23 protein-coding genes are annotated in these 22,760 nt (G+C 36.5%); 11 read left to right on the forward strand and 12 right to left on the reverse strand.

Annotated elements, in window-relative coordinates; translation table 11 throughout:
• Positions 1-36 precede the first annotated feature (36 nt).
• The 5 genes from gpmI to KXJ69_RS00870 all read left to right on the forward strand — a co-directional run bounded on the left by gpmI (position 37) and on the right by KXJ69_RS00870 (position 4,223).
• A complete protein-coding gene (gene gpmI / locus KXJ69_RS00850; RefSeq protein ID WP_219050445.1) occupies positions 37-1,551 on the forward strand; it encodes a 2,3-bisphosphoglycerate-independent phosphoglycerate mutase in 1,515 nt (504 codons plus the stop codon).
• Between the two features lie 10 nt (positions 1,552-1,561).
• The gene (locus tag KXJ69_RS00855; RefSeq protein WP_219050446.1) at positions 1,562-2,158 is read left to right on the forward strand and encodes a thioredoxin family protein; all 597 of its coding nucleotides are present in this window, start codon (positions 1,562-1,564) and stop codon (positions 2,156-2,158) included.
• 55 nt (positions 2,159-2,213) lie between these two features.
• Positions 2,214-2,618 carry a BT0820 family HAD-type phosphatase gene (locus tag KXJ69_RS00860; RefSeq protein ID WP_219050447.1) on the forward strand — a complete coding sequence of 135 codons (405 nt, stop codon included), beginning with the start codon at positions 2,214-2,216 and terminating at the stop codon, positions 2,616-2,618.
• A gap of 3 nt (positions 2,619-2,621) precedes the next feature.
• Positions 2,622-3,443 carry a type I methionyl aminopeptidase gene (map, locus tag KXJ69_RS00865; RefSeq protein ID WP_219050448.1) on the forward strand — a complete coding sequence of 274 codons (822 nt, stop codon included), beginning with the start codon at positions 2,622-2,624 and terminating at the stop codon, positions 3,441-3,443.
• Between the two features lie 90 nt (positions 3,444-3,533).
• Positions 3,534-4,223 carry a methyltransferase domain-containing protein gene (locus KXJ69_RS00870; protein WP_255571136.1) on the forward strand — a complete coding sequence of 230 codons (690 nt, stop codon included), beginning with the start codon at positions 3,534-3,536 and terminating at the stop codon, positions 4,221-4,223.
• Here KXJ69_RS00870 and KXJ69_RS00875 read toward each other — a convergent pair.
• From KXJ69_RS00875 to KXJ69_RS00915, 9 genes are all read right to left on the reverse strand, one after another.
• Positions 4,215-5,225: an FAD:protein FMN transferase gene (locus KXJ69_RS00875; RefSeq protein WP_219050450.1), complete on the reverse strand. Its 1,011-nt coding sequence runs from the start codon at positions 5,223-5,225 to the stop codon at positions 4,215-4,217. The genes KXJ69_RS00870 and KXJ69_RS00875 overlap by 9 nt on opposite strands.
• Entirely contained in the window at positions 5,222-5,581 is a 360-nt protein-coding gene (locus tag KXJ69_RS00880; RefSeq protein ID WP_219050451.1) for a DUF8840 domain-containing protein, read from the reverse strand. Before KXJ69_RS00880 ends, KXJ69_RS00875 begins: the two co-directional genes overlap by 4 nt.
• Positions 5,581-6,444 (reverse strand): DUF4846 domain-containing protein, encoded by an 864-nt coding sequence (locus tag KXJ69_RS00885; RefSeq protein WP_219050452.1) that lies wholly within the window; start codon positions 6,442-6,444, stop codon positions 5,581-5,583. Before KXJ69_RS00885 ends, KXJ69_RS00880 begins: the two co-directional genes overlap by 1 nt.
• Positions 6,445-6,525: 81 nt before the next feature.
• Complete coding sequence (gene nqrF, locus KXJ69_RS00890) at positions 6,526-7,830, reverse strand: NADH:ubiquinone reductase (Na(+)-transporting) subunit F (RefSeq protein ID WP_219050453.1); 1,305 nt, start codon at positions 7,828-7,830, stop codon at positions 6,526-6,528.
• Positions 7,831-7,833: 3 nt separating this feature from the next.
• Complete coding sequence (nqrE, locus tag KXJ69_RS00895; protein ID WP_219050454.1) at positions 7,834-8,565, reverse strand: NADH:ubiquinone reductase (Na(+)-transporting) subunit E; 732 nt, start codon at positions 8,563-8,565, stop codon at positions 7,834-7,836.
• 55 nt (positions 8,566-8,620) lie between these two features.
• Complete coding sequence (locus tag KXJ69_RS00900) at positions 8,621-9,268, reverse strand: NADH:ubiquinone reductase (Na(+)-transporting) subunit D (RefSeq protein ID WP_219050455.1); 648 nt, start codon at positions 9,266-9,268, stop codon at positions 8,621-8,623.
• 1 nt (position 9,269) lies between these two features.
• Positions 9,270-10,022, reverse strand: a complete 753-nt coding sequence (locus KXJ69_RS00905; RefSeq protein ID WP_219050456.1) for a Na(+)-translocating NADH-quinone reductase subunit C — start codon at positions 10,020-10,022, stop codon at positions 9,270-9,272.
• A gap of 2 nt (positions 10,023-10,024) precedes the next feature.
• Positions 10,025-11,251, reverse strand: a complete 1,227-nt coding sequence (locus tag KXJ69_RS00910; RefSeq protein ID WP_219050457.1) for an NADH:ubiquinone reductase (Na(+)-transporting) subunit B — start codon at positions 11,249-11,251, stop codon at positions 10,025-10,027.
• A 35-nt stretch (positions 11,252-11,286) separates the two neighbouring features.
• Positions 11,287-12,639, reverse strand: coding sequence for a Na(+)-translocating NADH-quinone reductase subunit A (locus KXJ69_RS00915; protein WP_219050458.1), 1,353 nt, complete (start codon positions 12,637-12,639; stop codon positions 11,287-11,289).
• Between the two features lie 195 nt (positions 12,640-12,834).
• On the opposite strand from KXJ69_RS00915, the gene KXJ69_RS00920 reads away from it, so the two are divergent.
• The 3 genes from KXJ69_RS00920 to apaG are packed head-to-tail and all read left to right on the forward strand — an operon-like array spanning position 12,835 to position 15,688.
• The gene (locus KXJ69_RS00920) at positions 12,835-14,088 is read left to right on the forward strand and encodes a type IX secretion system plug protein (protein WP_219050459.1); all 1,254 of its coding nucleotides are present in this window, start codon (positions 12,835-12,837) and stop codon (positions 14,086-14,088) included.
• Between the two features lie 58 nt (positions 14,089-14,146).
• The gene (locus tag KXJ69_RS00925) at positions 14,147-15,307 is read left to right on the forward strand and encodes a DUF3667 domain-containing protein (protein ID WP_219050460.1); all 1,161 of its coding nucleotides are present in this window, start codon (positions 14,147-14,149) and stop codon (positions 15,305-15,307) included.
• Positions 15,308-15,688: a Co2+/Mg2+ efflux facilitator ApaG/CorD gene (gene apaG, locus KXJ69_RS00930; protein WP_219050461.1), complete on the forward strand. Its 381-nt coding sequence runs from the start codon at positions 15,308-15,310 to the stop codon at positions 15,686-15,688.
• Here apaG and KXJ69_RS00935 read toward each other — a convergent pair.
• The gene (locus KXJ69_RS00935; RefSeq protein ID WP_219050462.1) at positions 15,678-16,670 is read right to left on the reverse strand and encodes a DUF6695 family protein; all 993 of its coding nucleotides are present in this window, start codon (positions 16,668-16,670) and stop codon (positions 15,678-15,680) included. The genes apaG and KXJ69_RS00935 overlap by 11 nt on opposite strands.
• A gap of 145 nt (positions 16,671-16,815) precedes the next feature.
• Between KXJ69_RS00935 and pruA the strand changes: the two genes are divergently transcribed.
• Positions 16,816-18,441: an L-glutamate gamma-semialdehyde dehydrogenase gene (pruA, locus tag KXJ69_RS00940; protein WP_219050463.1), complete on the forward strand. Its 1,626-nt coding sequence runs from the start codon at positions 16,816-16,818 to the stop codon at positions 18,439-18,441.
• 65 nt (positions 18,442-18,506) lie between these two features.
• On the opposite strand, the gene KXJ69_RS00945 is transcribed toward pruA, so the two are convergent.
• A complete protein-coding gene (locus KXJ69_RS00945) occupies positions 18,507-19,556 on the reverse strand; it encodes an Omp28-related outer membrane protein (protein WP_219050464.1) in 1,050 nt (349 codons plus the stop codon).
• Positions 19,557-19,732: 176 nt separating this feature from the next.
• On the opposite strand from KXJ69_RS00945, the gene KXJ69_RS00950 reads away from it, so the two are divergent.
• Together KXJ69_RS00950 and KXJ69_RS00955 are read left to right on the forward strand one after the other, a co-directional pair.
• On the forward strand, positions 19,733-20,215 hold the full coding sequence (locus KXJ69_RS00950) for a TlpA family protein disulfide reductase (RefSeq protein ID WP_219050465.1): 483 nt from the start codon (positions 19,733-19,735) through the stop codon (positions 20,213-20,215).
• A gap of 25 nt (positions 20,216-20,240) precedes the next feature.
• Positions 20,241-21,887 (forward strand): DUF6029 family protein, encoded by a 1,647-nt coding sequence (locus tag KXJ69_RS00955; protein WP_219050466.1) that lies wholly within the window; start codon positions 20,241-20,243, stop codon positions 21,885-21,887.
• Positions 21,888-21,954: 67 nt separating this feature from the next.
• On the opposite strand, the gene KXJ69_RS00960 is transcribed toward KXJ69_RS00955, so the two are convergent.
• Positions 21,955-22,668 carry a T9SS type A sorting domain-containing protein gene (locus KXJ69_RS00960; protein ID WP_219050467.1) on the reverse strand — a complete coding sequence of 238 codons (714 nt, stop codon included), beginning with the start codon at positions 22,666-22,668 and terminating at the stop codon, positions 21,955-21,957.
• Positions 22,669-22,760 lie beyond the last annotated feature (92 nt).

A 22,760-nucleotide genomic window follows, 5' to 3' on the forward strand; every position in this document is an offset into this window, starting at 1 on the left:
AATCATCCTTGTATCTTTGTGGTTCAGTATCCTTTTATGAACAAAAAAGTTATTTTACTCATTCTAGACGGATGGGGCATTACCCAAAATCCCGAAGTATCTGCCATTGCACAAGGAAACACCCCCTTTGTCGATTCGTTGTATCATAAATACCCAAACGGGCAATTATTAACCCACGGGATGAATGTGGGTTTACCCGACGGACAAATGGGCAACAGCGAAGTAGGCCATATGAATTTAGGTGCCGGGCGTATTGTCTACCAAGATTTGGCAAAAATCAATTTGGCTGTAGAAAAAGATACCTTAAAAAAGGAACCTGTGTTAAAAGCGGCCTTTCAGCATGCTAAAGACCACCACAAAAAAGTACATTTTTTAGGATTGGTTTCCAATGGTGGGGTGCATTCGCATATCAATCACATAAAGGGCTTGTTAACCGCTGGACATAATTTTGGATTGCAACATATGTACATTCATGCCTTTACCGACGGACGGGATGTAGACCCCAAAAGCGGAGTTGGATTTATACAAGAATTGGAAAAGCACCTTCAAAAAACTGGAGGAAAATTGGCTTCCGTTATTGGGCGTTATTTTGCCATGGATCGTGACAAACGGTGGGAACGTGTTAAAAAAGCGTACGATTTATTGGTACACGGAAAAGGAGAAGCCTCGGTCAATGCTTCAGAAAGTATGTTAAGCAGTTATGCGAAAGGCACCACCGATGAGTTTATTGAACCCATCGTAATGACCGAAAAAGGACAGCCCGTCGCTACCATTTCGGAAGATGATGTGGTGATCTTTTTCAATTTTAGAACCGATCGTGGTCGCGAACTCACCGAAGTCCTTTCACAAAAGGATTTCCCAGAATTTGGAATGAAAAAATTGCCGTTGTACTATGTTACACTAACCAATTACGACGACACCTTCAAAAATGTAAAAGTGGTATATGACAAGGAAAACCTTACTGACACCCTTGGTGAAACCATTGCAAAAGCTGGAAAAAAACAAATCCGCATCGCCGAAACTGAGAAATACCCACACGTTACCTTTTTCTTTAACGGCGGTCGCGAGGAGCCTTTTCAAGGCGAAAAACGTATACTGTGTCCTTCGCCCAAAGTGGCAACCTACGATTTATACCCACCCATGAGTGCCTATGAAATTCGGGATAAAATCCTGCCCGAAATTGAAGCTCAATCGGCTGACTTTATTTGTTTAAACTTTGCCAATCCCGATATGGTAGGGCATACAGGGGTTATGAAAGCCGCCATGGAAGCCTGCGAAACCGTGGATATTTGTACCGAAGCCATTGTAGAAACTGCCAAGAAAAATGATTATACGGTCATCATCATTGCAGATCACGGAAATAGCGAAACGATGATTAACCCAGATGGATCGCCCAATACGGCGCATACTACCAATCCTGTCCCGTTAATATTAGTGGATACCGATATTAAATTTATAAAAAATGGTGTTTTAGGTAATATTGCGCCCACAATTTTAAAGTTGATGGGTATTGAACAACCAAAAGCAATGACCGAAAAACCGCTTATTTAAAAAAAATACTATGAAAAACCTTGTTTATTTATTTACTGTATTACTCATCATTTCTTGTAAAAATGCTTCGGAAAAGGAAGGTGAAACCGATAACGCTTCCGAAGAAATTGCCATGGAATCCAATGCCGACGGACTTAACACCCGTGTTCCCGATGAAGAAGATGGGGGCGAAATGCTCCTCGGAAAAATTAACTGTAAAGGCCTTCAGGAAGCACCCTTTAATGAGTGGTTTATAGAAAGTTTTAATAACCATACTTTAGATTCGGCCCGTGTGGATAGTATCAAACCATTACTTAAAAATGTTTCCATTAAAGTGTTTATGGGTACATGGTGTGAGGATAGCCAGCGTGAAATACCTGCCCTTCAGAAAATTTTAGAGGCAGCCGATTATAAGGAAGGGCAAGTGGAAATGATTGCAATGACCCACGATAAGGATACACCTCAAGGATTGGAAGAGGGATATGAAATAGAATATGTACCATCCATTATTTTCTTTAAAGACGGTGCCGAAATGAACCGTATTGTCGAATACCCTCAGGAAACCCTTGAAAAGGATATGATTAAGATTTTGAGTGGCAAGCCCTACAAACATTACTACGCAGAATAAACTTTAAATTCGGTATTATTCTTTGTATTTTTGCAGCCTTAATGCAACTTCCTTAATGGTAGCTGAAACTTTAACCATAGCAGTAGACTTTGACGGAACGATAGTCGAAGATGAGTATCCAAAAATTGGTAAACCCAATATTTTTGCTTTTGAAACCCTCAAAAAGCTTCAAAATAAAGGACATCGACTTATTTTATGGACCTATCGTTACGGAAGAGAATTGGATGAAGCTGTGGCATTTTGCAAAGAAAATGGAATTACCTTTTATGCAGTAAATAAAAGTTTTCCGGAAGAACAATTTGATCCAAAATACAGCCGAAAAATAAATGCCGATTTATTTATAGACGATAGAAATTTAGGCGGTATGATGGGCTGGGGAGAAATTTATCAGAAATTAGTAGGCGGCGATGCGACGCAATTTCAGCGACCAAAAAAAAAGAAAAGTTGGTTCGGATTTTAAGTTATGATTATACCTAAAACACTAGAAGAAATAGAATTAATGCGAGAAAGCGCTTTGGTTGTTTCCAAAACCTTGGGAATGCTCGCCAAAGAAGTAAAACCAGGCGTTACAACAAACTATCTTGATAAAATTGCCGAAGCATTTATTCGTGAAGAACAAAAGGCATTACCGGGGTTTAAAGGATTGTACGATTGTCCTTCTACCCTACTTTGTAGCGTCAATGAAGCGGTAGTTCACGGATTGCCCACCGATATACCCTTAAAGGATGGTGATATCGTAGCTATTGATTGTGGTGCTATTAAAAACGAATTTTACGGTGACCATGCCTATACTTTTGAAATTGGCGAAGTAGCTCCTGAAACCAAAAAATTGCTCGAAGTCACTAAAGAATCCCTTTATATTGGAATCCGTGAGTTTAAAAACGGAAACCGTGTGGGAGATATTGGATATGCCATTCAGCAGTATTGTGAGTCCTTTGGATATGGTGTGGTGCGAGAATTAGTGGGGCACGGATTGGGTAGAAAACTACACGAAGATCCCGAAGTGCCTAACTACGGCAAGCGCGGAAGAGGAAAAAAATTAGTCGAAGGTATGACCATCGCTATTGAGCCTATGATCAATTTAGGAACCCATAAAGTAAAGCAATTAAAAGACGGCTGGACCATTGTAACACAGGACGGCAAACCCTCTGCCCATTTTGAACACAACATCGCTTTAGTAAACGGAAAACCCGAATTGCTTTCTACGTTTGGCTATGTTTACGAAGCCCTTGGAATAAAAAGCGACGAGGAAAATGAATTCCGCCAAAAGGAATTGGTTTTGTAATTTAGTCGTGTGCAAAAAATCTTCAAATTTTTTCTGAATTTATTTCCCAGAACCTTCTTAATTAGAGTTAGTTATTGGGTACGCCCTATTATGGCATTTTTCTTAAGAGGAAATAAATATTCAGACCCTATCGACGGGAAATCCTATAGAAAGTTTCTTCCTTACGGATATGAACATGTTCGTGAAAATGTATTGACACCAGGGACACTTTCGTTGGAACGACATCGTTTGTTTTGGTTATATCTTAAAAATGAAACGACTTTTTTTTCAGATAATTTAAAAGTGCTTCACTTTGCCCCTGAGCAAGCCTTTTTGAAGCGTTTCAGAAAATTGAAAAATATTGACTACACCACCACTGACCTCAACTCCCCTATTGCCGACGTAAAAGCGGATATTTGCAATCTTCCATTTGAGGACAATGCTTTCGATTTTATCATTTGCAATCATGTCTTGGAACACATTCCAGACGACACCAAAGCGATGCAAGAATTATATCGGGTATTAGCCACTAATGGTACCGCCATTGTTCAAGTGCCTTATGATAAAAATCGTGAAGTTACTTTTGAAGATGATTCCATTACAGACCCTAAAGAACGGGCTAAAATTTTTGGTCAATATGACCATGTACGAGTGTACGGCATGGATTATTTTGAAAAATTAGCTTCCGTTGGTTTTTCTGTTGAAGCTGTTGATTATACGGCAACACTTTCAGAAGAAGAAATTGAAAAATACCGTTTGCCTAAAGGCGAATTGGTTCCTGTCTGTAAAAAACTACTCTAAAATACGCTTCTGAAAGCCTTCCGTGACAAAAACTTGCGGTTGATGATTGGTATCTATATAGGTTAAATACGCTTCTACTTGTTTTAATTCTGAAAGTAGGGTTTTCGATTTTTCCAATCCCATGGCCATAAAAGTGGTTGCGTAGGCATCCGCTTCGGCACAAGTAGCTGAAATAACCGTAGCACTGGTAACATCGCTTTCTTCTGCTTCACCTGTTAAGGGATTGAGGGTATGAACGTATTTTTTACCAGTAAGGGAGTCGATACGAAATTTTCGATAATTCCCTGAAGATGCCATGCCTTCGTTTTGTAACGCAACTGTATGTGTATAGCTTCTATTTTCCAATTCTGAATCTACGGCTTCAATTCCTACAACCCACGGTTTTTGTTTTTCTATGTTTTGTCCTTTAGACAGTAATTCGCCACCTAGTTCAATTAAATAATGGGTCACACCCTGCGATTCCAGATAGCGACCTAAACAGTCAATTCCGTAGCCTTTTGCTACGGCATTAAAATCGAAATAAATTTCAGGAAATTGTTTTTGAATGGTTCCTTTTTGAGTGAGTGTCACTTTTGAAAATCCAACAAACTGCATTAACGAATCCAAAGTAAGGCTATCCATTTTCTTAACCGGTTGGGTATCTCCAAATCCGTAAGCATTGCGAAGCACCCCTATCGTGGGATCGAAATATCCCTGAGATTGCTTGTGAATTTTTTCAGAAAGCAAAAACACGTCACTAAAAATAGAATCTACAACTATTGTCGAGTCCCCTTGGTTTATTTTTGAGATATCACTATTTGGCATATAGGTACTCACCGACTTATTTACAGCATACACCACAGAGTCAATTCCCTTTTCAGCATCAAAATCGTTCTGGGAATAATATTGAATGGAATAGGTAGTGCCAAAGGCATTACCCTGAAGCACATTGAGCTTTTCAGAAGTATCTTCACACCCAATAAAAAGTACGGTACTTAAAATAAAAAATAGGTTTTTAATCATATCTCTTGAATTCCTTTATAGACCACAGTATAGGGTTTGTCTTTAATAACGGGCTTTCCATAATCTTCACCATAACCTAAGCCAACACCCGCATAATACATTTTTGCTTCAAATTTTAAGGCGTGTTCTTTCATAGTTTGCATAAAAATTGGGTCGTAGCTATGCGCGTCTTGTGGGTAGCTAATCGCTCGAACTATCACAAAATGAAGCACTTTATCCTTTAATGCAACAAACTGCGGATTTTTTTTGAGTTTTGAATTTACTCCCAAAAATTCAAATCCTTGCGATTGCAAATCTTCCCCTACAATATTCATCGCTAGGTTGTGTAATTCTTGTTCGGTAAGTTGTTGAGACATTATTTAAAGCGAATAAATTTCACCTCCCCAAAAGTGTATGTTGGAATAGCCAAGGTTTCCCCAAGTTCAATTTCATACCAAGGATTTATTGACAAGTCGTTTAAATTTTTAATAATATGCGCACTTTGTGAGGGTGTATTTCCTTGTGCAAAAATAAACAAAATTTCCCCGTTAGCATTCACAGCTTTATCGGCTACCATGATAATATGACCAGGACTTCCTGGATAGATAAGCATATCTCCTACTTCTATTTCTTCAATGGTATTGATCTTCTTCATTTCATCGTAAAGCGAGATGGTTCCAGCGTACATATAAATTAAATCTAAATACTTGTAAAAGTTTTCTTTAGAACTGTTTGCGCTAGCCGTTTTATGAAAGGTGACCTTATTTCCATTTACTTTAGGGCGAAAGCCTTCGGCATATTTTTTCCAAGAGCAGTAATGCCCTGAGGTAAAATTAAATCCTATTTCATCTTTTCTATTTTGTTCCCAGAGGTATTCTGCCCGCAATCGTATCAAAACATCGGCACATTGCATAAGTCCGTGGGTAGGCACCGAAACATCCAAAACGCCCACATGTCCTTTTTGATAAAAGTAAGGATTACCATCATAATTAATAACCTCAGCTTCAAAAGACAAAAGCGCATACTGCTGCATGTATTCTGAAAATGAATTTTGTGGATAGGTGGCTCTTTTAAAGCCTTCAGGAAGTAAAATTCTTTCCGAAACAGTGGCTCCTTCTTCGTTTATAAAACTTGGCGTGGTAATATAACTAAGGCCTATATTTTTAACTTGCTTTCCTTTTTTGGATAAAAGGAAAAAACAGCCTATGGCCACTAGTAGTAATAGTCCAAATCTTTTCATTACAATAAAAACTCCAAAACACTAATTTTATTTCATAAAAAAAGCCTCCATAAAGAGGCTTTTAAGTTTTTATATTTAGCGTTATCCACCAAAATCGTCGAAACGAATGTTCTCATCTGGGATACCAAAGTCTTCTCCCATTTTCTGAACGGCTTGGTTCATTAAAGGGGGTCCACAGAAATACAATTCGATATCTTCTGGCGATTCGTGATGATTTAAGTAGTTTTCTATCACACAATTGTGAATAAAGCCTACAAATCCGTCACCAGGTGCATCAATGTTTTCTTTAATCTTCCAATTATCCTCTGGAAGTGGTTCTGAAAGTGCCATATAGAATTTGAAATTAGGGAAATCTTTCTCTAAGTTTCTGAAGTGATCTATATAGAACAATTCTCTTTTTGAACGTCCTCCATACCAATAAGTAACTTTACGTCCTGTTTTTAGGGTACGGAATAGGTGATATAAATGTGAACGCATAGGTGCCATTCCAGCTCCTCCTCCTACATAAAGCATTTCAGCTTCAGATTCATTGATAAAGAATTCACCATAAGGACCTGAAATAACCACTTTGTCGCCGGGTTTTTGCGCAAAAATATAGGAAGAAGCAATCCCTGGATTTACTTGCATCCATTGATTTTTAGCTCTATCCCAAGGCGGTGTTGCAATACGAACGTTTAGCATAATTTCACGTCCTTCGGCAGGATAAGAAGCCATAGAATAGGCTCTTTCTACCGTTTCGTTATTCTTCATTACCAACGGCCAAAGTCCAAACTTATCCCACTCTGCTTGAAACTTATCTGGAGTTTCATGCTCTTCTGGGTGTGCCGTAATGTCGATATCACTGTATTTAATTTCGCAAGGTGGAATTTCAATTTGAATATATCCTCCTGCTTTGTAATTCATATCTTCAGGAATCTCTACCACAAATTCTTTAATAAAAGAAGCCACATTGTAGTTACGCACCACAGTAGCATCCCATTTTTTAATTCCGAAGACTTCTTCAGGAATATGAATATTCATATCCTGCTTTACCTTAACTTGACAAGAAAGACGTGCTCCTTCTTTTAATTCTTTACGGGTAAAGTGAGGTGTTTCAGTAGGTAAGGCTTCTCCTCCACCTTCTAATACATGACACTCACACTGAATGCAAGTTCCCCCTCCACCACAAGCAGAAGGTAAAAATATTTTTTGACTACCAAGTGTTGAAAGCAAGGTACCTCCTGAAGGAACTTCGATTACCTTTTCATCATTAATGGTAATTTTTACGGGACCTGATGGTGAAAGCTTTTGCTTTGTGAATAAAAGTAAAGCAACCAATAAAAGGGTTAATACAAGGAAAGCAGCTACCGTTGCTAAAATGACACCTAACGTACTAGCTAAAATCATAGTTTATTCTGTTATAGTTGAAACCTCCACTACTTCATCAATAGCTTCAATGGTTGTGTTAGTATTTTCTTCTTGCTGAACAGCTGTTTTTGTTTCGTCTGCTTTAGGGGCATCATCACCACCCGTTAACATTCCTCCAAAACTCATAAATCCAATCGCCATTAGTCCTGTAATGATAAATGTAATTCCAAGTCCACGTAGCGGTGCAGGCACATTTGAATATCTAATTTTCTCACGGATAGCGGCAATGGCTAAGATGGCTAAGAACCATCCAATTCCTGAGCTAAAACCATAATTTAAAGCTAAGCCTAAGGTTTCAATATCACGAGATTGCATAAATAAGGATCCTCCAAGAATCGCACAGTTAACAGCGATAAGTGGTAAAAAGATTCCTAAAGAGTTATATAATGATGGTGAAAACTTTTCTACCACTATTTCTACTAATTGCACCATCGTCGCGATAGTGGCAATAAATAGAATAAATGAAAGGAAACTTAAGTCGTAATCTGCAAATTCTTCGCCCAACCATACTAAAGCGCCTTCACGAAGGATATACTGATCCAATAACCAGTTAAGTGGCACCGTAACCGTCAACACGAAGATTACCGCAGCTCCTAAACCTACAGCAGTACTTACCTTTTTAGAAACGGCAAGATATGAGCACATCCCTAAGAACGTAGCAAACACCATGTTGTCTACGAAAATCGATTTGAAAAATAATTCTATGTGTTCCATATATATTTTTATTTAGCAATGAAGTATCGGTTATAACACCTCAACTTTTACTATACTAATGTTCTTCAATTAATGCTTTATTTTTACTACGTTGTACCCAAATAATGATTCCTACCACTATTAATGCCATAGGCGAAAGCAACATAAATCCGTTGTTTTCATACCCTATTGCATACAAGCCGGTCTTTTCAATGGGGTCTCCTAATACTTTAAAGCCTAAAAGAGTTCCAGACCCTAAAAGTTCTCTAAAGAAACCTACAATGATAAGAATAACACCATATCCTAATGCGTTTCCAATTCCGTCAAGGAATGAACGCCAAGGGCCATTACCTAAAGCAAAAGCTTCAAAACGTCCCATAATGATACAGTTGGTAATAATTAATCCAATAAATACAGAAAGTTCCTTACTAAGCGTATATGCATAGGCTTTCAGAATTTGATCCACAATTATTACCAAAGCAGCTACCACTACTAATTGAACAATAATTCTAATTTTTGAAGGGATTACATTACGCATTAACGAAATAACCACATTTCCAATTCCCAATACAAAAATTACAGAAATCGCCATTACAATAGACGCCTTAAGCTGCGCTGTAATAGCCAATGCCGAACAAATGCCCAGTACCTGAATGGTAATAGGGTTATTATCTGCTAACGGGTCTAAAATTAACTTGCTATCTTTTTTTGATAATAGTCCCATACTAGTTGTTTTTTAGTTTTTGAAAATAAGGAACATAGAGTCTTAAATCACTCTTTAACATTGCGGAAACACCATCACCTGTGATTGTTGCTCCTGCAATAGCATCTACCTCATTATCATCTTTATTATCATTTTTTGGATCGGCATTTCCTTTTGCTGCAGTAATTCCAACGAAGTTATTGTCGGCATCAAAAAGTTTTTCCCCTGTAAAGTCATCCATAAAGAAACGCTCTTTAATATTCGCTCCTAAGCCTGGCGTTTCTCCTTTATGATCAAAGAATACTCCTTGAACCACCATATCTTCATTTAGCGCTACATACCCCCAAATGGCATCCCACAGCCCTTTACCTCTTATTGGTGCAACGTAGTACGTTTTTCCATCCTTTTCACCCACAAATAGAGGCAAGCGTCTTGAATAAGAAGGATCCTTCGCTAAGTTTTTTTCCTTTTTAATATCAATTAAGTAGGCATTCTCATCTTCGGTAACTTCTCCGTTTTGAATCACCAGCTGCTTTTTGATATATTCGGCAAAAGTTTTTTCGGCTTTTTCAGCGGCAATAAATTCTCTGCTACCTTCTTCATTTTCATTTACACCCATAGCATACAGGATGTTCTGCTGAATTTCAATTCGTTCGTTTTCTTTTATAGTGGGTTTTAAACCCTGTGCGATAAAAGCCAATAAAGACCCCACCACAAGTACCATTATTACAGAAAAAATAATGGTATAACTATTTTTATCGGTGTTTATAGCCATGGTTACGCGTTTTTAACTTTTAAACGTTTCATTCTTCTTTTCACATTTCCTTGAACAACATAGTGATCTATGGTGGGAGCAAATACGTTCATTAACAATATAGCCAACATCACTCCCTCTGGGTAAGCTGGGTTAAATACTCTAATTAATACTGAAATAAAGCCTATTAAAAATCCGTATATCCACTTTCCTTTATTGGTTTGTGAAGCCGTAACGGGATCTGTAGCCATATAGACTATCCCAAACGCCAATCCTCCAATAAGTAAATGTTGCCAGAATTCGGTATTCATTAAACTGAAAAACTTACTGCTATCAGTAATCCATCCAGCATCTACAACACTATTGAATATAAAGCCCATTGCTAAAGCTCCTAACACTGCCGAAAGCATAATTCTCCAACTCCCAATTTTGGTGAAGATTAAGAAAAGCCCACCTAATAAAATTAATAGGGTTGAAGTCTCTCCTACAGAACCTGGGATAAACCCTAAAAACATATCCATTGTATCAAAATCAAAGGGTTTATTCTGCGCCAAACTTCCTAAAATAGTTTCACCAGAGATAGCATCAACTTTTGCTCCTTCTGCCATTTGGTTAGCTCTTTCTACGGCGCCGTGTACCCAAACTTTATCACCACTCATCCAAGTAGGATACGCAAAGAATAAGAAGGCACGAATGGTAAGTGCTGGGTTTAAGATATTCATTCCCGTACCCCCAAATACTTCTTTACCAATGACAACTCCAAAGATTACAGCAATGGTAAGCATCCACAGCGGAATATCTACAGGTACAATTAAAGGAACAAGCATTCCTGTTACCAAATATCCTTCTTCTACTTCGTGTCCTTTAATAACCGCGAAAAGAAATTCAACGGCAAGCCCAACTCCGTACGAAACAAGTACCAAGGGAATTATTTTCCAAGCTCCAATTGTAAAGTTTGCCAAGTTCCAAAATTCAGAACTAAAAAATCCACTAGATACTGGATTTATTTCACCTAAAGCAAGATAATGTTGGTATCCAGCATTAAAAATCCCGAAGATTAAACACGGAATTAATGCCATAATCACCGTATTCATCGTTCTCTTAAGGTCATCTACCACCTTAATATGAGTTCCGTCGTGGGTAGTCTCATTAGGAGAATATAAAAAGGTGTGCAGTGCATTAAATGCAGGCGCCATTTTTTTACCTTTATACTTTTCCTTAAGCGTATGTAATTTTTGCTTCAATCCCATATACTAACTATTTTTCATTTTTTCAAAATGAATAATTATCCAATTTCTTTATACATTAAGTCCAGACCTTCTCTTATAATTTTCTGGTGTGGTTGCTTAGACACACATACAAATTCGGTAAGTGCAAAATCTTCTGGCGCCACTTCATACATCCCTAAAGCTTCCATTTGATCAAGGTCTTTTACCATACAGGCTTTGAGCATTTGCAATGGAAACATATCCAGGGGAAAGACTTCTTCATAATTTCCTGTTACCACAAAAGCACGATGCTCCCCATTGGTATTAGTATCTAAATCATACTTCTTTTTTGGCATCATCCAAGAAAATGTCAATGCTCTTGAAGGTGATATTTTATCGAAAACAGGTTTATTCCAACCAAACAATTCATAATCGTCCCCTTCAGGAATAATGCTTACCGTGTTAGCATAAAAACCAAGATGTCTTTTAGGAGAAATCTGTGTTCCTGAGAGTACATCTCCACTAATTATACGTGAGTTGTCCTCGGTTAATCCAGAATCATACACAAATGTTGAAACCTCAGCTCCAATTTTTGTAGTGTAATATTTTGGAGTTTTTACACAAGAACCAGCCAATGCAATTACTCGCTCTGCATTAAATTTGCCAGTTAAAAGTAAATCACCAATAATTACTAAATCTTGAGCGGCAACCGTCCAAACAACTTCTCCTTTATTAACAGGGTTTATTTTACCAATTTGAGTCCCAACATTTCCAGCAGGGTGTGGACCACTTACTTGATGAATTTCACAGTGGGTCATCCCCTTTAAAGGAGAATTCCCATTTTTGCCGATAGAAACGTGTACAGAACCTTCAGTCAATTTACTTAGTGCTGTAATGGCGGCTTGGAGTTGAGTTTCCTTCCCTTGAAGCGTAAAATCTAAATCGGCCGCTAAAGGAGCAGTCGTATATCCAGAAACAAATATTGCTTTCGGAGTTTGATTTGGATTTGCAATTACATCATAAGGGCGTTGTTTAATAAAAGGCCAACAACCTGAAGAAAGTAATAGTTCTTTTATAACATCTGCTTGAGCCGCATCGGGATTTAAAATTCCAAATTCTTTGAAAGAATCTTGCGGATCTGCTTCAATTAAAATCTCTGTAATTACTCTTTTGGCACCTCGTTCAATTCCAGTTAACGTTCCACTAACTGGAGTAACAAACTTGATAGACTCTTCACTTTTTGAATAAAATAAAACGTCACCAGCTTTAATTTTGGCTCCTTCTTTAACAACCATTTTTGGTGTAACGAGGTGGAAATCTTTGGGTCTTATGGCAAAGGTACGTGAGCGCGGTGCTTTGGATAACGTTTTTTCTGCTTCGCCTTTAAGATTTATAGTAAGACCTTTTTTAATCTTAATGTCTTTGGACATAGGATACTTATATTAAAGTTCTCTTTTGTTTCCCTTCTGAAAAAAACCTCAGATTTTGGGACTGCAAATTTATAAATTAAAACATGCTTTCCATAATAAAAGCTCATAATTTTACACTAAATCGAGCGATAACATTTTCGGAAATAAGTAAGGCACAAAAATTGTTTATATTTATCGACTAAATATTACTGCAATATGCTTCAAAAAACACTTCTAGTGTTATTCACTATTAGCTTTATAACCAATGTAAAGTCGCAAATATTTGAAAAAATTGAGCCGTATTACATTCGTACTATTCAATTTACAGGAAACACACAACAAAGTCAGTTGCCCATTATAAGATTGGGTGAGCGTTTAACCCTCACTTTCGATGATATCAATGGAAATGAAGAAGATTATTACTATAAAATAACCCATCACAATTTCGATTGGAGTAAAAGCGACCTCTCCAAAGGAGAATATCTTGATGGCTTTGATGACGTGAGAATTGAAACGTATGAAAATTCATTAAATTCCCTTCAACTCTATTCTCATTACATTCTTTCATTTCCAAATAGAGAAACACGTGGGGTTACCAAAAGCGGTAATTATTTACTTAGTATCTATAATGACGATGGTGTTCTAATTTTTACTAGAAAATTTATGGTGGTGGAAGAACAGGTTGCTGTAGGGGTTGAAATTAAAAGATCCCGAAATTTAAAATATATAGACACTAAACAAACGGTACAATTTAGTATAAACTCTAAAGATCAATTGCTTATCAATCCTAACCAAAGTTTACACACATTAGTACTTCAAAATAGTAACTTAAAAACGGCGATTACTAATTTAAAACCTCAATATACCATGGGGTCTGAATTAATTTATCGCTACGACCAAGAATCTTCATTTTGGGCAGGTAATGAGTTTTACAATTTCGATAGTAAAGAAGCTCGGGCCGCTAACAATGGAATAAGAAGAATTGAACTTTCCGATCTTTTTGAGCATTATTTATATACGAATATTTCTCGAGCCGACAGGCCCTACACCTATTATCCAGACATAAATGGAAACTTTGTTGTACGGCAATTTAGTGCAGAAAATAGTGATATTGAAGCCGAATATATACGAATGCATTTTGCGCTACAATACTACGAAGACATTGGCGACAAAGAACTTCATATTTATGGTAATTTTAATAATTGGACCATTGACGAAAGCACCTATATGCGCTATGATGAAGAAACAGATACCTTTAGAAATACCCGACTTTTTAAGCAAGGATTCTACAATTACAGATATGTTTTAGTAGACCGTGATGGAAGTATTGACCAAGGTGCTATCGACGGTAATTTTTGGCAAACTGAAAATGACTATACTGTTTTGGTGTATTATCGCGGACCTGGGCAGCGTTATGACAAAATTATAGGCATGGGGAAGTCTAATTCTACTATTATCACGAACAATTAATCTTATAATGTAAAAGGATAGGATAACTACATTAAGGAAGTTTCCTTAAATTTACCCTATGAGCAATACTTTACCAGAAAAGCAAACTGGGAGAAAAGCCGCTAAATATCGCGGTGTTAAATGCCTTAACTGTAGTCATCCACTAGATTTAAGCGATGTATATTGCTCCTACTGCGGACAAATAAATTCGACGAAAAAATTGTCTCTTGGAGATTATATTAAAGAGTTTTTTAGCAGTATTGTAAACTATGATTCACGTTTACGATATACATTAAAAGACATCCTTTTTAAGCCAGGAACAATTACCAAAAATTATGTTGGTGGGCAACGGTTGAAATATGCCAATCCATTTCGGTTTTTTTTAAGTGTTTCTATCATTTACTTTTTACTACAAAGTCTTATCACAACTTTTTCGAGTTACAATCCTTTTGTTAATTTAAATAATGACACTCCAGTTGTCATTAAAAATGATAGCGTTGTAACTTTAGGCAATCTCAATATACCAAATCAAGAGGTCATCATTCATGATTCTTTAGACACCAAAAAAGAAAACTTAATTTCTGAAGAAGACACACTGGATAAAGAAAAAAGAACGCTCCCTATTAAACCTAAAGAGCCCAAAGAAATTACCTATTATTCCGAAGCAGAATTAGACAGTATGTCTTTTAGTGATCGTTTGGGAAAACGATTTTCATTGTACAGAGATTTTTATACAGAATACGATATTGCCAATCCCGCAAGAGCCCTAGATAGCTTAAAACATAATAATACTCAATTCAATAGATGGCTCTACAGTAAAAACTCTTCTATTGATAGGGTCAAAGAAAATCCTTTTGGCTTTGCCAATTATATGCTTGGTAAAATCCCCTTTTTCCTTTTCTTTTTTGCTCCATTTTTTGCGCTTTTCCTTTGGCTTATTTATTCCAAAAAGAAATACAGTTACATGGAACATTTAATATTTATCTTCCACATTTTTGGCTTCGTATTTCTTGGAATGCTTATCCTTCTTCTCCCAGATTTATTAATTGGTGATGAGATATTAACCGGAATATTATTTATGATTATTGGCCCAATTTACTTTTACAAAGCCCTTCGTAATTTTTACATGCAGAATAGGTTTATTACAATTATAAAATTCTTATTTTTAAATATTGTTTTCAATGTAAGTGTCACCATCATTGCAATTTTGTTTTTTGCCATAACTGCAGCAACCTATTAAATGGTACAACAAGTAACACATAATATTAAAGTTTCGGTAGAAACATATTTTGAAGGTTCTTTCTACAGTGACCAGAAAAAGCAATACGCTTTTTCGTATGAAGTACTTATCGAAAACCAAAGTCAGCACTCTGTTCAATTAAATTCTCGATTTTGGCTTATAAAGGATGCCTTAAACGAAACCGAAACTGTGGAAGGCGAAGGTGTTATAGGCGAACAACCTATTATTGAACCTGGCGGAAAGCACCAATATAATAGCGGTTGCGTTTTGGTATCTCCTTTTGGAAGTATGCAAGGCTATTACAAAATGAAAACGCCTTTTAGTGAGATTGAAGTTACCATTCCTCTCTTTAAATTGAATGCTCCCTTTGCTATGAATTAAAAGTATCAAACTTAGCAACTACTTTCAATTCCATTTTCTTATCATCCTGTAGCACATGACAAAAAGCGCAATGTGAATCGTAGGTAAACTGAAAAGGCTTATTAATATCAAAATCTTCAGAGTAATAGACTCCGTCAAAATCTTCTTGCAACAATTCGTTATACCGTTTTATTCGAAAATGATTTTCTGGAAGCGTTTTTTCATCTAATACTTCAAAATAGGCACTACTTCCAATACCCTCCAACTTTTGAAGATTTTCGTGAACTTTAAAAAAAGTAGCCCTTTCTGCCTCTGTCGATTTCTTTTTATGAAAATAATTCTTCAGGTTTTCTTTAAAAGCACTTCCTTCAAAAGGTTTTACAATTCCATTTAAAACTTCAAAAACTTTTCCTAAACCTGCCTTTTCAACATTTCCTATACCACTAGGAGTAAATTTTTTATTGAATGCCAATGCCTTCTGAATTCTTTTTTCGGAAGTTCCAGCCAAAATAGTTTCAGTCACAAAACGAGCGCAGTTACTCCCTTTTTTATCAAATGCTCCATACGGTATACTTCCCATATTTTGAAGCGAATCTGCATAGGATTTTGCTTTTTCAAAATCTATAGGCTCACACACCGAAGCTAAAAGCCTACCCTCACCATGCGTTTTTTGAGGATTGGCTTCCAACCACAATAGCAATTGATCTAAATTGACAATTTTTTGATGAGCGTCGAATTCTATAGCAAACGGAATTTCTAATTCGGCATCTGTTTTAGCACTACGAACCCGTCCAAAACCATTTGGAGTAATATAACGCCCAAAATCATAATAGTAGGCTTCTCCATTTTCAGTGTTAATTAAAATTTGAGCCGCATGACCTGCTTTAATATAATCTTTTGTCCCTAATCCTACCAATGGTAAAAATTTACAAATCCATTCGTCACTCATTTTCACAAAGGTGTCGGGATACGCAAGTACTACTATTTTTCCAGTTGTTTTCAATAGGCAAAATATGTTGTGAACATACAAAAAGAATTACAATAAATCTCATCTCTCAATTTCTTTGGAAACGTAACAAAGGTTACTTCTGCATACCCTTTTATTTTGCTACCTTTGCCGAATATTATAAACATATAAAAACAAACCCATGGGAAAAGGATTTTTTGAAGTTCCTGTAGCTGTAAATGAGCCTGTTAAAAGCTATGCTCCGGGCAGTGCAGAACGTAAAGAAGTTTCAGAAACATATAAAAAAATGTACAATAGCACTGTTGAAGTGCCTTTATACATTAACGGAATAGATATTAAAACGGGTGATACGGGAACTATGTCTCCGCCACATGATCATAAACATGTTTTGGGAACCTATCACAAAGCCGAAAAAAAGCATGTAGAAGAAGCCATTAGCACTGCTTTAGAAGCTAGAAAAAAATGGTCTGTGATGCCTTGGGAGCAACGTGCCGCTATCTTTTTACGCGCTGCCGAACTCCTTGCGGGTCCTTATCGTGCCAAAATTAATGCGGCTACGATGTTAGCTCAGTCAAAGACCATTCATCAAGCGGAAATTGATGCGGCTTGCGAATTAATAGACTTCCTCCGATTCAATGTTCAGTTTATGACTGAAATTTATGCAGAGCAACCAGAATCCACTTCGGATGCTTGGAATAGGCTAGAATACCGTCCTTTGGAGGGATTTATCTATGCCATTACACCGTTCAATTTTACGGCCATTGCAGCCAATCTACCAGCAAGTGCTGCGATGTTAGGTAATGTAGTTGTCTGGAAACCAAGTGACAGCCAAATATATTCTGCCAAAGTAATCATGGATGTATTTAAAGAAGCAGGAGTGCCTGCTGGTGTGATAAATGTAGTGATGGGTGATCCTGTAATGATTACAGATACCTTACTAGCAAGTCCGGACTTTAGTGGTATTCATTTTACCGGTTCTACACATGTATTTAAAGATATTTGGCAAAAAATTGGAACCAACATTCACAATTACAAAACCTATCCAAGAATTGTAGGAGAAACAGGTGGAAAAGACTTTATTGTAGCACATAAAACATCCAATCCCAAGCAAGTAGCTACGGCCATTGCTAGAGGAGCATTCGAATTCCAAGGACAGAAATGTAGCGCAGCTAGTCGTTGTTATATTTCTAAAAGTATTTGGAAGGATGTTGAAAAATTCCTTAAGGAGGATGTAGCTTCCTTTAAAATGGGTTCTCCAGAGGATATGAGCAATTTTATAACTGCCGTCATTCATGAAGGATCATTTGATAAATTAGCAAGCTATATCAATCAAGCTAAAAAAGATAACGATGCCGAAATTATTGCAGGAGGTAATTATGATAAATCCAAAGGATATTTTATCGAGCCTACCGTAATCAAAACCAACAACCCAAAATACGCTACGATGTGTACAGAGCTTTTTGGCCCTGTGGTAACTATTTATGTGTTTGAAGACAATGCATGGGAAGAAACCCTTCACCTTGTAGATGAAACGAGCGAATATGCTTTAACTGGCGCTGTCTTTAGTGAAGATAGATATGCCTTAGAAACAGCCGTTAGAATTCTTGAAAATGCCGCTGGAAATTTCTATATCAATGATAAGCCAACAGGAGCCGTTGTTGGACAACAACCTTTTGGTGGTGCTAGAGCAAGTGGAACTAATGACAAGGCAGGTAGTAAATTAAATCTTTACAGGTGGCTTTCACCAAGAATGGTAAAGGAAACTTTTGTATCGCCAACAGATTATCGCTATCCGTTTTTAGGATAAGCTTATTTTTAATTCATAAAAAAAGCCTGAATGTTTATTCAGGCTTTTTTATTTTATTTTATTTCCTATTCGTAAAAAATGCTTTCACCTACGTGAGCATGTTGGGAGTTAATTGCACTATTGTCCATATCAACAACCATAACCACTAAGCTTAAGTTTTCAACAACAAAATCACTAGGCAAGTTATAATTGTAATTCGCTGTATAGTCTGTAAGTTCTGCCGTATTAGGAATGACATCTCCAAACACATCACTTATAGCAGCACGTAATACATGATTTAATTCAAAATCTATAATTGGATCGCCTAACTGATAATAGGGACTATTTGAGTCATTATTAAAGTAGTTGGTTTGATCTCTTATTATACCATCTTCTACAAGGTACACCACTAATTTTCTATCTTGAAGTGAAGCTTCAGAAGCTACATTTACTTCAACAAATAAGTTTCCATTTTCCACTTTAGAATCTATACTAATAGCCGTATTTACATTTTCTCCTGCAATATCTAATACTTGATCTTCAGGAAAATTAAGTGCAGACCCCCAAGTTGTGGTTCTATTTATGCGTCCCGAAGGAAATCCAAACACGCCAAACTCTTGTCTAATTGTTGGCTCAATTGCTAACGCTAAATCGTCATTATTATGAATAGCGACAACACTAATATGATTTGTTTGTTGCGCTACAGAATTAATTGCCGCATCTAGACTGGGGCAATAACCACACCAAGTCCCAGTATAATCCTCAAGAACAATTTTTCTTTTAGGAGTTACAACCGTAAAAGTTTCAGTATCTGTAACAACGGTTTGGTCTTCCACAGTGTATTCTGCATAAACTTCAAAACTTCCTTCGGCATTAGATTGAAACGTATTTCCTTCTAAAACTGCTCCATCAACAAAAAAGGTAATATTTTCGGTAATTTCAGTCCCTTCTGAATCGAATACTTTAAAAGCGATTTCTTGATCTTTCAAAGAAGATTTTCTGAAGGTAAGACCTATTTCAATCTCTTCAGTTTGTTGTTGTTCTTCGGCTGAGAAATCTTCTTTTTTGCTACAGGAAATAAAAACAATAGTGACAATAAGTATTAAGACTGGAAATTTTAAAAGAGATTTTTTCATAACATATTTATAAAAAGGGCATATTTTTTGTAAATGCTAAAGTAATTATTTTTTTTGAAAAACCTGATAATCCCAATAAAATCAATACTATATCGAGTTAGTAGAGTATTAAAAAATTAGGTTTTTCTAGTAAAATTTCACTAATATTGTTCCAACATTTTAAACATCATAACACAATGAAAAAAATTCTCGCCCTTACCTTCTTGGCAATTTCGCTTCAGGCTTTTTCTCAAGATGAACTTCCAAACGTGAACGTTACTACTTTGGATGGGACTACCATTTCTTTACAAAAAGCTTCAAAAAGTGATTCCCCGGTTGTCATTTCTTTATGGGCAACGTGGTGCGTACCATGTTTAAAAGAACTGGATGCTATTAGCGAAGTCTATGACGATTGGAAAGATGAAACCAATGTTTCCTTAATTGCTGTTTCTGTAGATGATAGCCGAACTGTAAAAAGAGTTAAACCATTAATTAATGGGAAAGGTTGGGATTACACAATACTATTAGATACCAATAATGATGTAAAACGAGCTTTAGGTGCTGCCACTGTACCTTTAACCGTTTTAGTAAAGGATGGAAAAATTGTCTATCGACATTCGGGATATAGTCCTGGTGCAGAAAACGAATTGTACGAAAAAATCAAGGAGTTTTCTAAATAAATAAACACACTAACAACCAAACTAAATGAAAAAGTTTTTAATCATTGCCATACTCATGGCAACTGGCTTAACATTTGCACAAGACGAAAAAGGTAGCTTTTTTGGTGGTTTTGAGTCTAATTCGCAATGGCTTTTAGACGATAACGGACTAAGCTTTGTAGCACCTGAAGATCAATTTCGCGCAAATAATTATCTTCAATTAAATTATAATTACGGAAAATTTACCGCAGGCATACAATATGAATCCTATCTCCCTTCGGCTTTATTAGGATTTAGCCCAGATTTTGACGCAAACAATGGAGTTGCGAATTATTTTTTAAACTTCAAAAATGAAACCTTAGATATCACAGGAGGATATTTTTACGAACAATTTGGAAACGGACTTATCTTAAGAAGCTGGGAAGACAGACAACTAGGTATTAATACCGCTATTAGAGGAGTGCGAATTAAATTTGATCCATTACAAGATTTAAGTTTAACCGCACTATTTGGACAGCAACGAAATGGTTTTGAAGTGTCTGATGGAACCATTAGTGGTTTAGATGCCAACTTCGATATAGGCTCTGCTGCCGAATTAGGAAGTGTTGACTTACGAATTGGAGCTAGTTATGTGTCACGTTATCAAGACAGAGGTACTAATGAAGAAATTCCAAGTACCGTTGCAGCTTATGGTGGAAGATTGGATTGGGGTGTTGGTAATTTTTATGGAGGATTTGAAGGTATTGTAAAAGATAGTGATGTTATTGCCAATGAGGGAGTGCTAGTTTCGAATAGATTATATGATGGAACCGCTCTTCAGGTTAACTTAGGTTATTCTCAAAAAGGTTTTGGGATTAATTCTACTTTCCGAAGGTTAGAAAACTTCAGCTTTTATGCAGATAGATTGGCAGAAGGAAATCAATTTAACCAACAACTTATAAATTTTGTGCCTGCACTAACAAAGCAACAGGATTATTTGTTAACCAACATTTACGTTTATAATTCTCAACCAAGGTTATTAACCGACGCATTGGAGCAACGCGCTGGTGAAGTAGGAACACAAACCGACATTTACTTTACATTTCCCAAAGAAAGTTTCTTTGGAAAATACAGCACAAAAGTTGCCGCAAACTTTTCATATTGGGGAGGTTTAGAAACCACTTTTTATGATGATTTTTCTTATGATGTGGAGTTTATTGGAAAAGGAAATAACTATTTCAGAGATATTAATTTTGAAATTAAAAACCGTTGGTCATCAAGTTTTAGTTCTGTACTAACCTACCAAAATGTGATGGCAGATAAAGGGGTTGTTTTGGGAGGACCTTTAGGTGGTCCAAACGATATTGAAGCCAATGTTGTGGTTGCAGAAGGAACGGTAAAATTTGAAGGCAGTAAGTCTTTACGTGTTGCAGGTCAACATTTATGGACACAACAAGACCGAAAAAATTGGGCAGGTGGTGTTGCGGAATATAATTTTAACTCTCATTTTTCACTTTACGTAGCTGACGCTTGGAACTACGGAGGCGAAGGAGAGTTGCATTACTACAACTTCGGCGGAAGCTATACCAAAGGTAGAACTCGCCTAGGAATGAATTATGGCCGCCAAAGAGGTGGATTAATTTGTGTGGGAGGTGTTTGTAGATTTGTTCCCGAAAACAATGGGTTTAGCGCAAATCTTTCGGTGAATTTCTAAAAAAAAGACATAAAAAAAGCCCGATGTGAAAACTTCGGGCTTTTTTTATAGTCGAATGTTTTAAAGATTAATTCTTTACAATCTTAACAGCTTGTGAAAAACCTTTATCGTTTGTCATTTGCACTAAATACACTTGTGAAGGCAAATTAGCAACATTTATGGTATTAGTTCCAATAATCAATTTTTGATTTGAAACAGCACGACCGCGTATATCGTAAATTACAACAGAAGCTTCTTCAATAGCTTCAATAGTAAGTACATCACGAACAACTGTATTGGTAATATTTGCTTTTACTTCTTTGTTATCATTAACTCCAAGAGCAGGATCATAGCGATAGGTGAAAGTTAAATCATCACCTATTTCAACCCCACCAGCATCTACTTGGAAAAAACGGAATACGTAATCAATAATATTTCCACCACCATCATTATAATTTAAGAACTTATCTCCATCTGAATCTTGATGCTGACCTGGTTGAATAGTTACTACTTCACTACCTGGAGGGTAAATATCCCCAACAGCCACTGGATCATAACAAAGACCAAAACACAATTGCATGTCTACACCATCATAGTTTACTGCACTTACAAATTCGCATTTCATGTAAATTTCATCTGTAGTAGATTCATTATTAACATAAAAAGGAAGTGGATTATTTAATGCACCCGCAATAATCATTTGACCATCTAAAATAGGGTCTCCAGCATGAGATTCTACATTAAATTGTGCAACAGCTGTAATAGTAGCAAACGCACAAAAAAGAGTTAGTAATTTTTTCATTTTTTAATAAAATTAGAGTTAAAATATCTTGCAAGATATAAATTCCATTTCTAAAAAAAGAAAAATATAGTAGAAAGCTTTTTGGTAATATT

The sequence above is a fragment of the Halomarinibacterium sedimenti genome, assembly GCF_019312585.1.
GTDB lineage: Bacteria > Bacteroidota > Bacteroidia > Flavobacteriales > Flavobacteriaceae > Halomarinibacterium > Halomarinibacterium sedimenti.

Coding starts and splice junctions, on each gene's coding strand:
- gpmI (WP_219050445.1), top strand. CDS start 37: ATGAACAAAAAAGTTATTTTACTCATTCTAGACGGATGGGGCATTACC.
- KXJ69_RS00855 (WP_219050446.1), top strand. CDS start 1,562: ATGAAAAACCTTGTTTATTTATTTACTGTATTACTCATCATTTCTTGT.
- KXJ69_RS00860 (WP_219050447.1), top strand. CDS start 2,214: ATGGTAGCTGAAACTTTAACCATAGCAGTAGACTTTGACGGAACGATA.
- map (WP_219050448.1), top strand. CDS start 2,622: ATGATTATACCTAAAACACTAGAAGAAATAGAATTAATGCGAGAAAGC.
- KXJ69_RS00870 (WP_255571136.1), top strand. CDS start 3,534: ATGGCATTTTTCTTAAGAGGAAATAAATATTCAGACCCTATCGACGGG.
- KXJ69_RS00875 (WP_219050450.1), bottom strand. CDS start 5,225: ATGATTAAAAACCTATTTTTTATTTTAAGTACCGTACTTTTTATTGGG.
- KXJ69_RS00880 (WP_219050451.1), bottom strand. CDS start 5,581: ATGTCTCAACAACTTACCGAACAAGAATTACACAACCTAGCGATGAAT.
- KXJ69_RS00885 (WP_219050452.1), bottom strand. CDS start 6,444: ATGAAAAGATTTGGACTATTACTACTAGTGGCCATAGGCTGTTTTTTC.
- nqrF (WP_219050453.1), bottom strand. CDS start 7,830: ATGATTTTAGCTAGTACGTTAGGTGTCATTTTAGCAACGGTAGCTGCT.
- nqrE (WP_219050454.1), bottom strand. CDS start 8,565: ATGGAACACATAGAATTATTTTTCAAATCGATTTTCGTAGACAACATG.
- KXJ69_RS00900 (WP_219050455.1), bottom strand. CDS start 9,268: ATGGGACTATTATCAAAAAAAGATAGCAAGTTAATTTTAGACCCGTTA.
- KXJ69_RS00905 (WP_219050456.1), bottom strand. CDS start 10,022: ATGGCTATAAACACCGATAAAAATAGTTATACCATTATTTTTTCTGTA.
- KXJ69_RS00910 (WP_219050457.1), bottom strand. CDS start 11,251: ATGGGATTGAAGCAAAAATTACATACGCTTAAGGAAAAGTATAAAGGT.
- KXJ69_RS00915 (WP_219050458.1), bottom strand. CDS start 12,639: ATGTCCAAAGACATTAAGATTAAAAAAGGTCTTACTATAAATCTTAAA.
- KXJ69_RS00920 (WP_219050459.1), top strand. CDS start 12,835: ATGCTTCAAAAAACACTTCTAGTGTTATTCACTATTAGCTTTATAACC.
- KXJ69_RS00925 (WP_219050460.1), top strand. CDS start 14,147: ATGAGCAATACTTTACCAGAAAAGCAAACTGGGAGAAAAGCCGCTAAA.
- apaG (WP_219050461.1), top strand. CDS start 15,308: ATGGTACAACAAGTAACACATAATATTAAAGTTTCGGTAGAAACATAT.
- pruA (WP_219050463.1), top strand. CDS start 16,816: ATGGGAAAAGGATTTTTTGAAGTTCCTGTAGCTGTAAATGAGCCTGTT.
- KXJ69_RS00945 (WP_219050464.1), bottom strand. CDS start 19,556: ATGAAAAAATCTCTTTTAAAATTTCCAGTCTTAATACTTATTGTCACT.
- KXJ69_RS00950 (WP_219050465.1), top strand. CDS start 19,733: ATGAAAAAAATTCTCGCCCTTACCTTCTTGGCAATTTCGCTTCAGGCT.
- KXJ69_RS00955 (WP_219050466.1), top strand. CDS start 20,241: ATGAAAAAGTTTTTAATCATTGCCATACTCATGGCAACTGGCTTAACA.
- KXJ69_RS00960 (WP_219050467.1), bottom strand. CDS start 22,668: ATGAAAAAATTACTAACTCTTTTTTGTGCGTTTGCTACTATTACAGCT.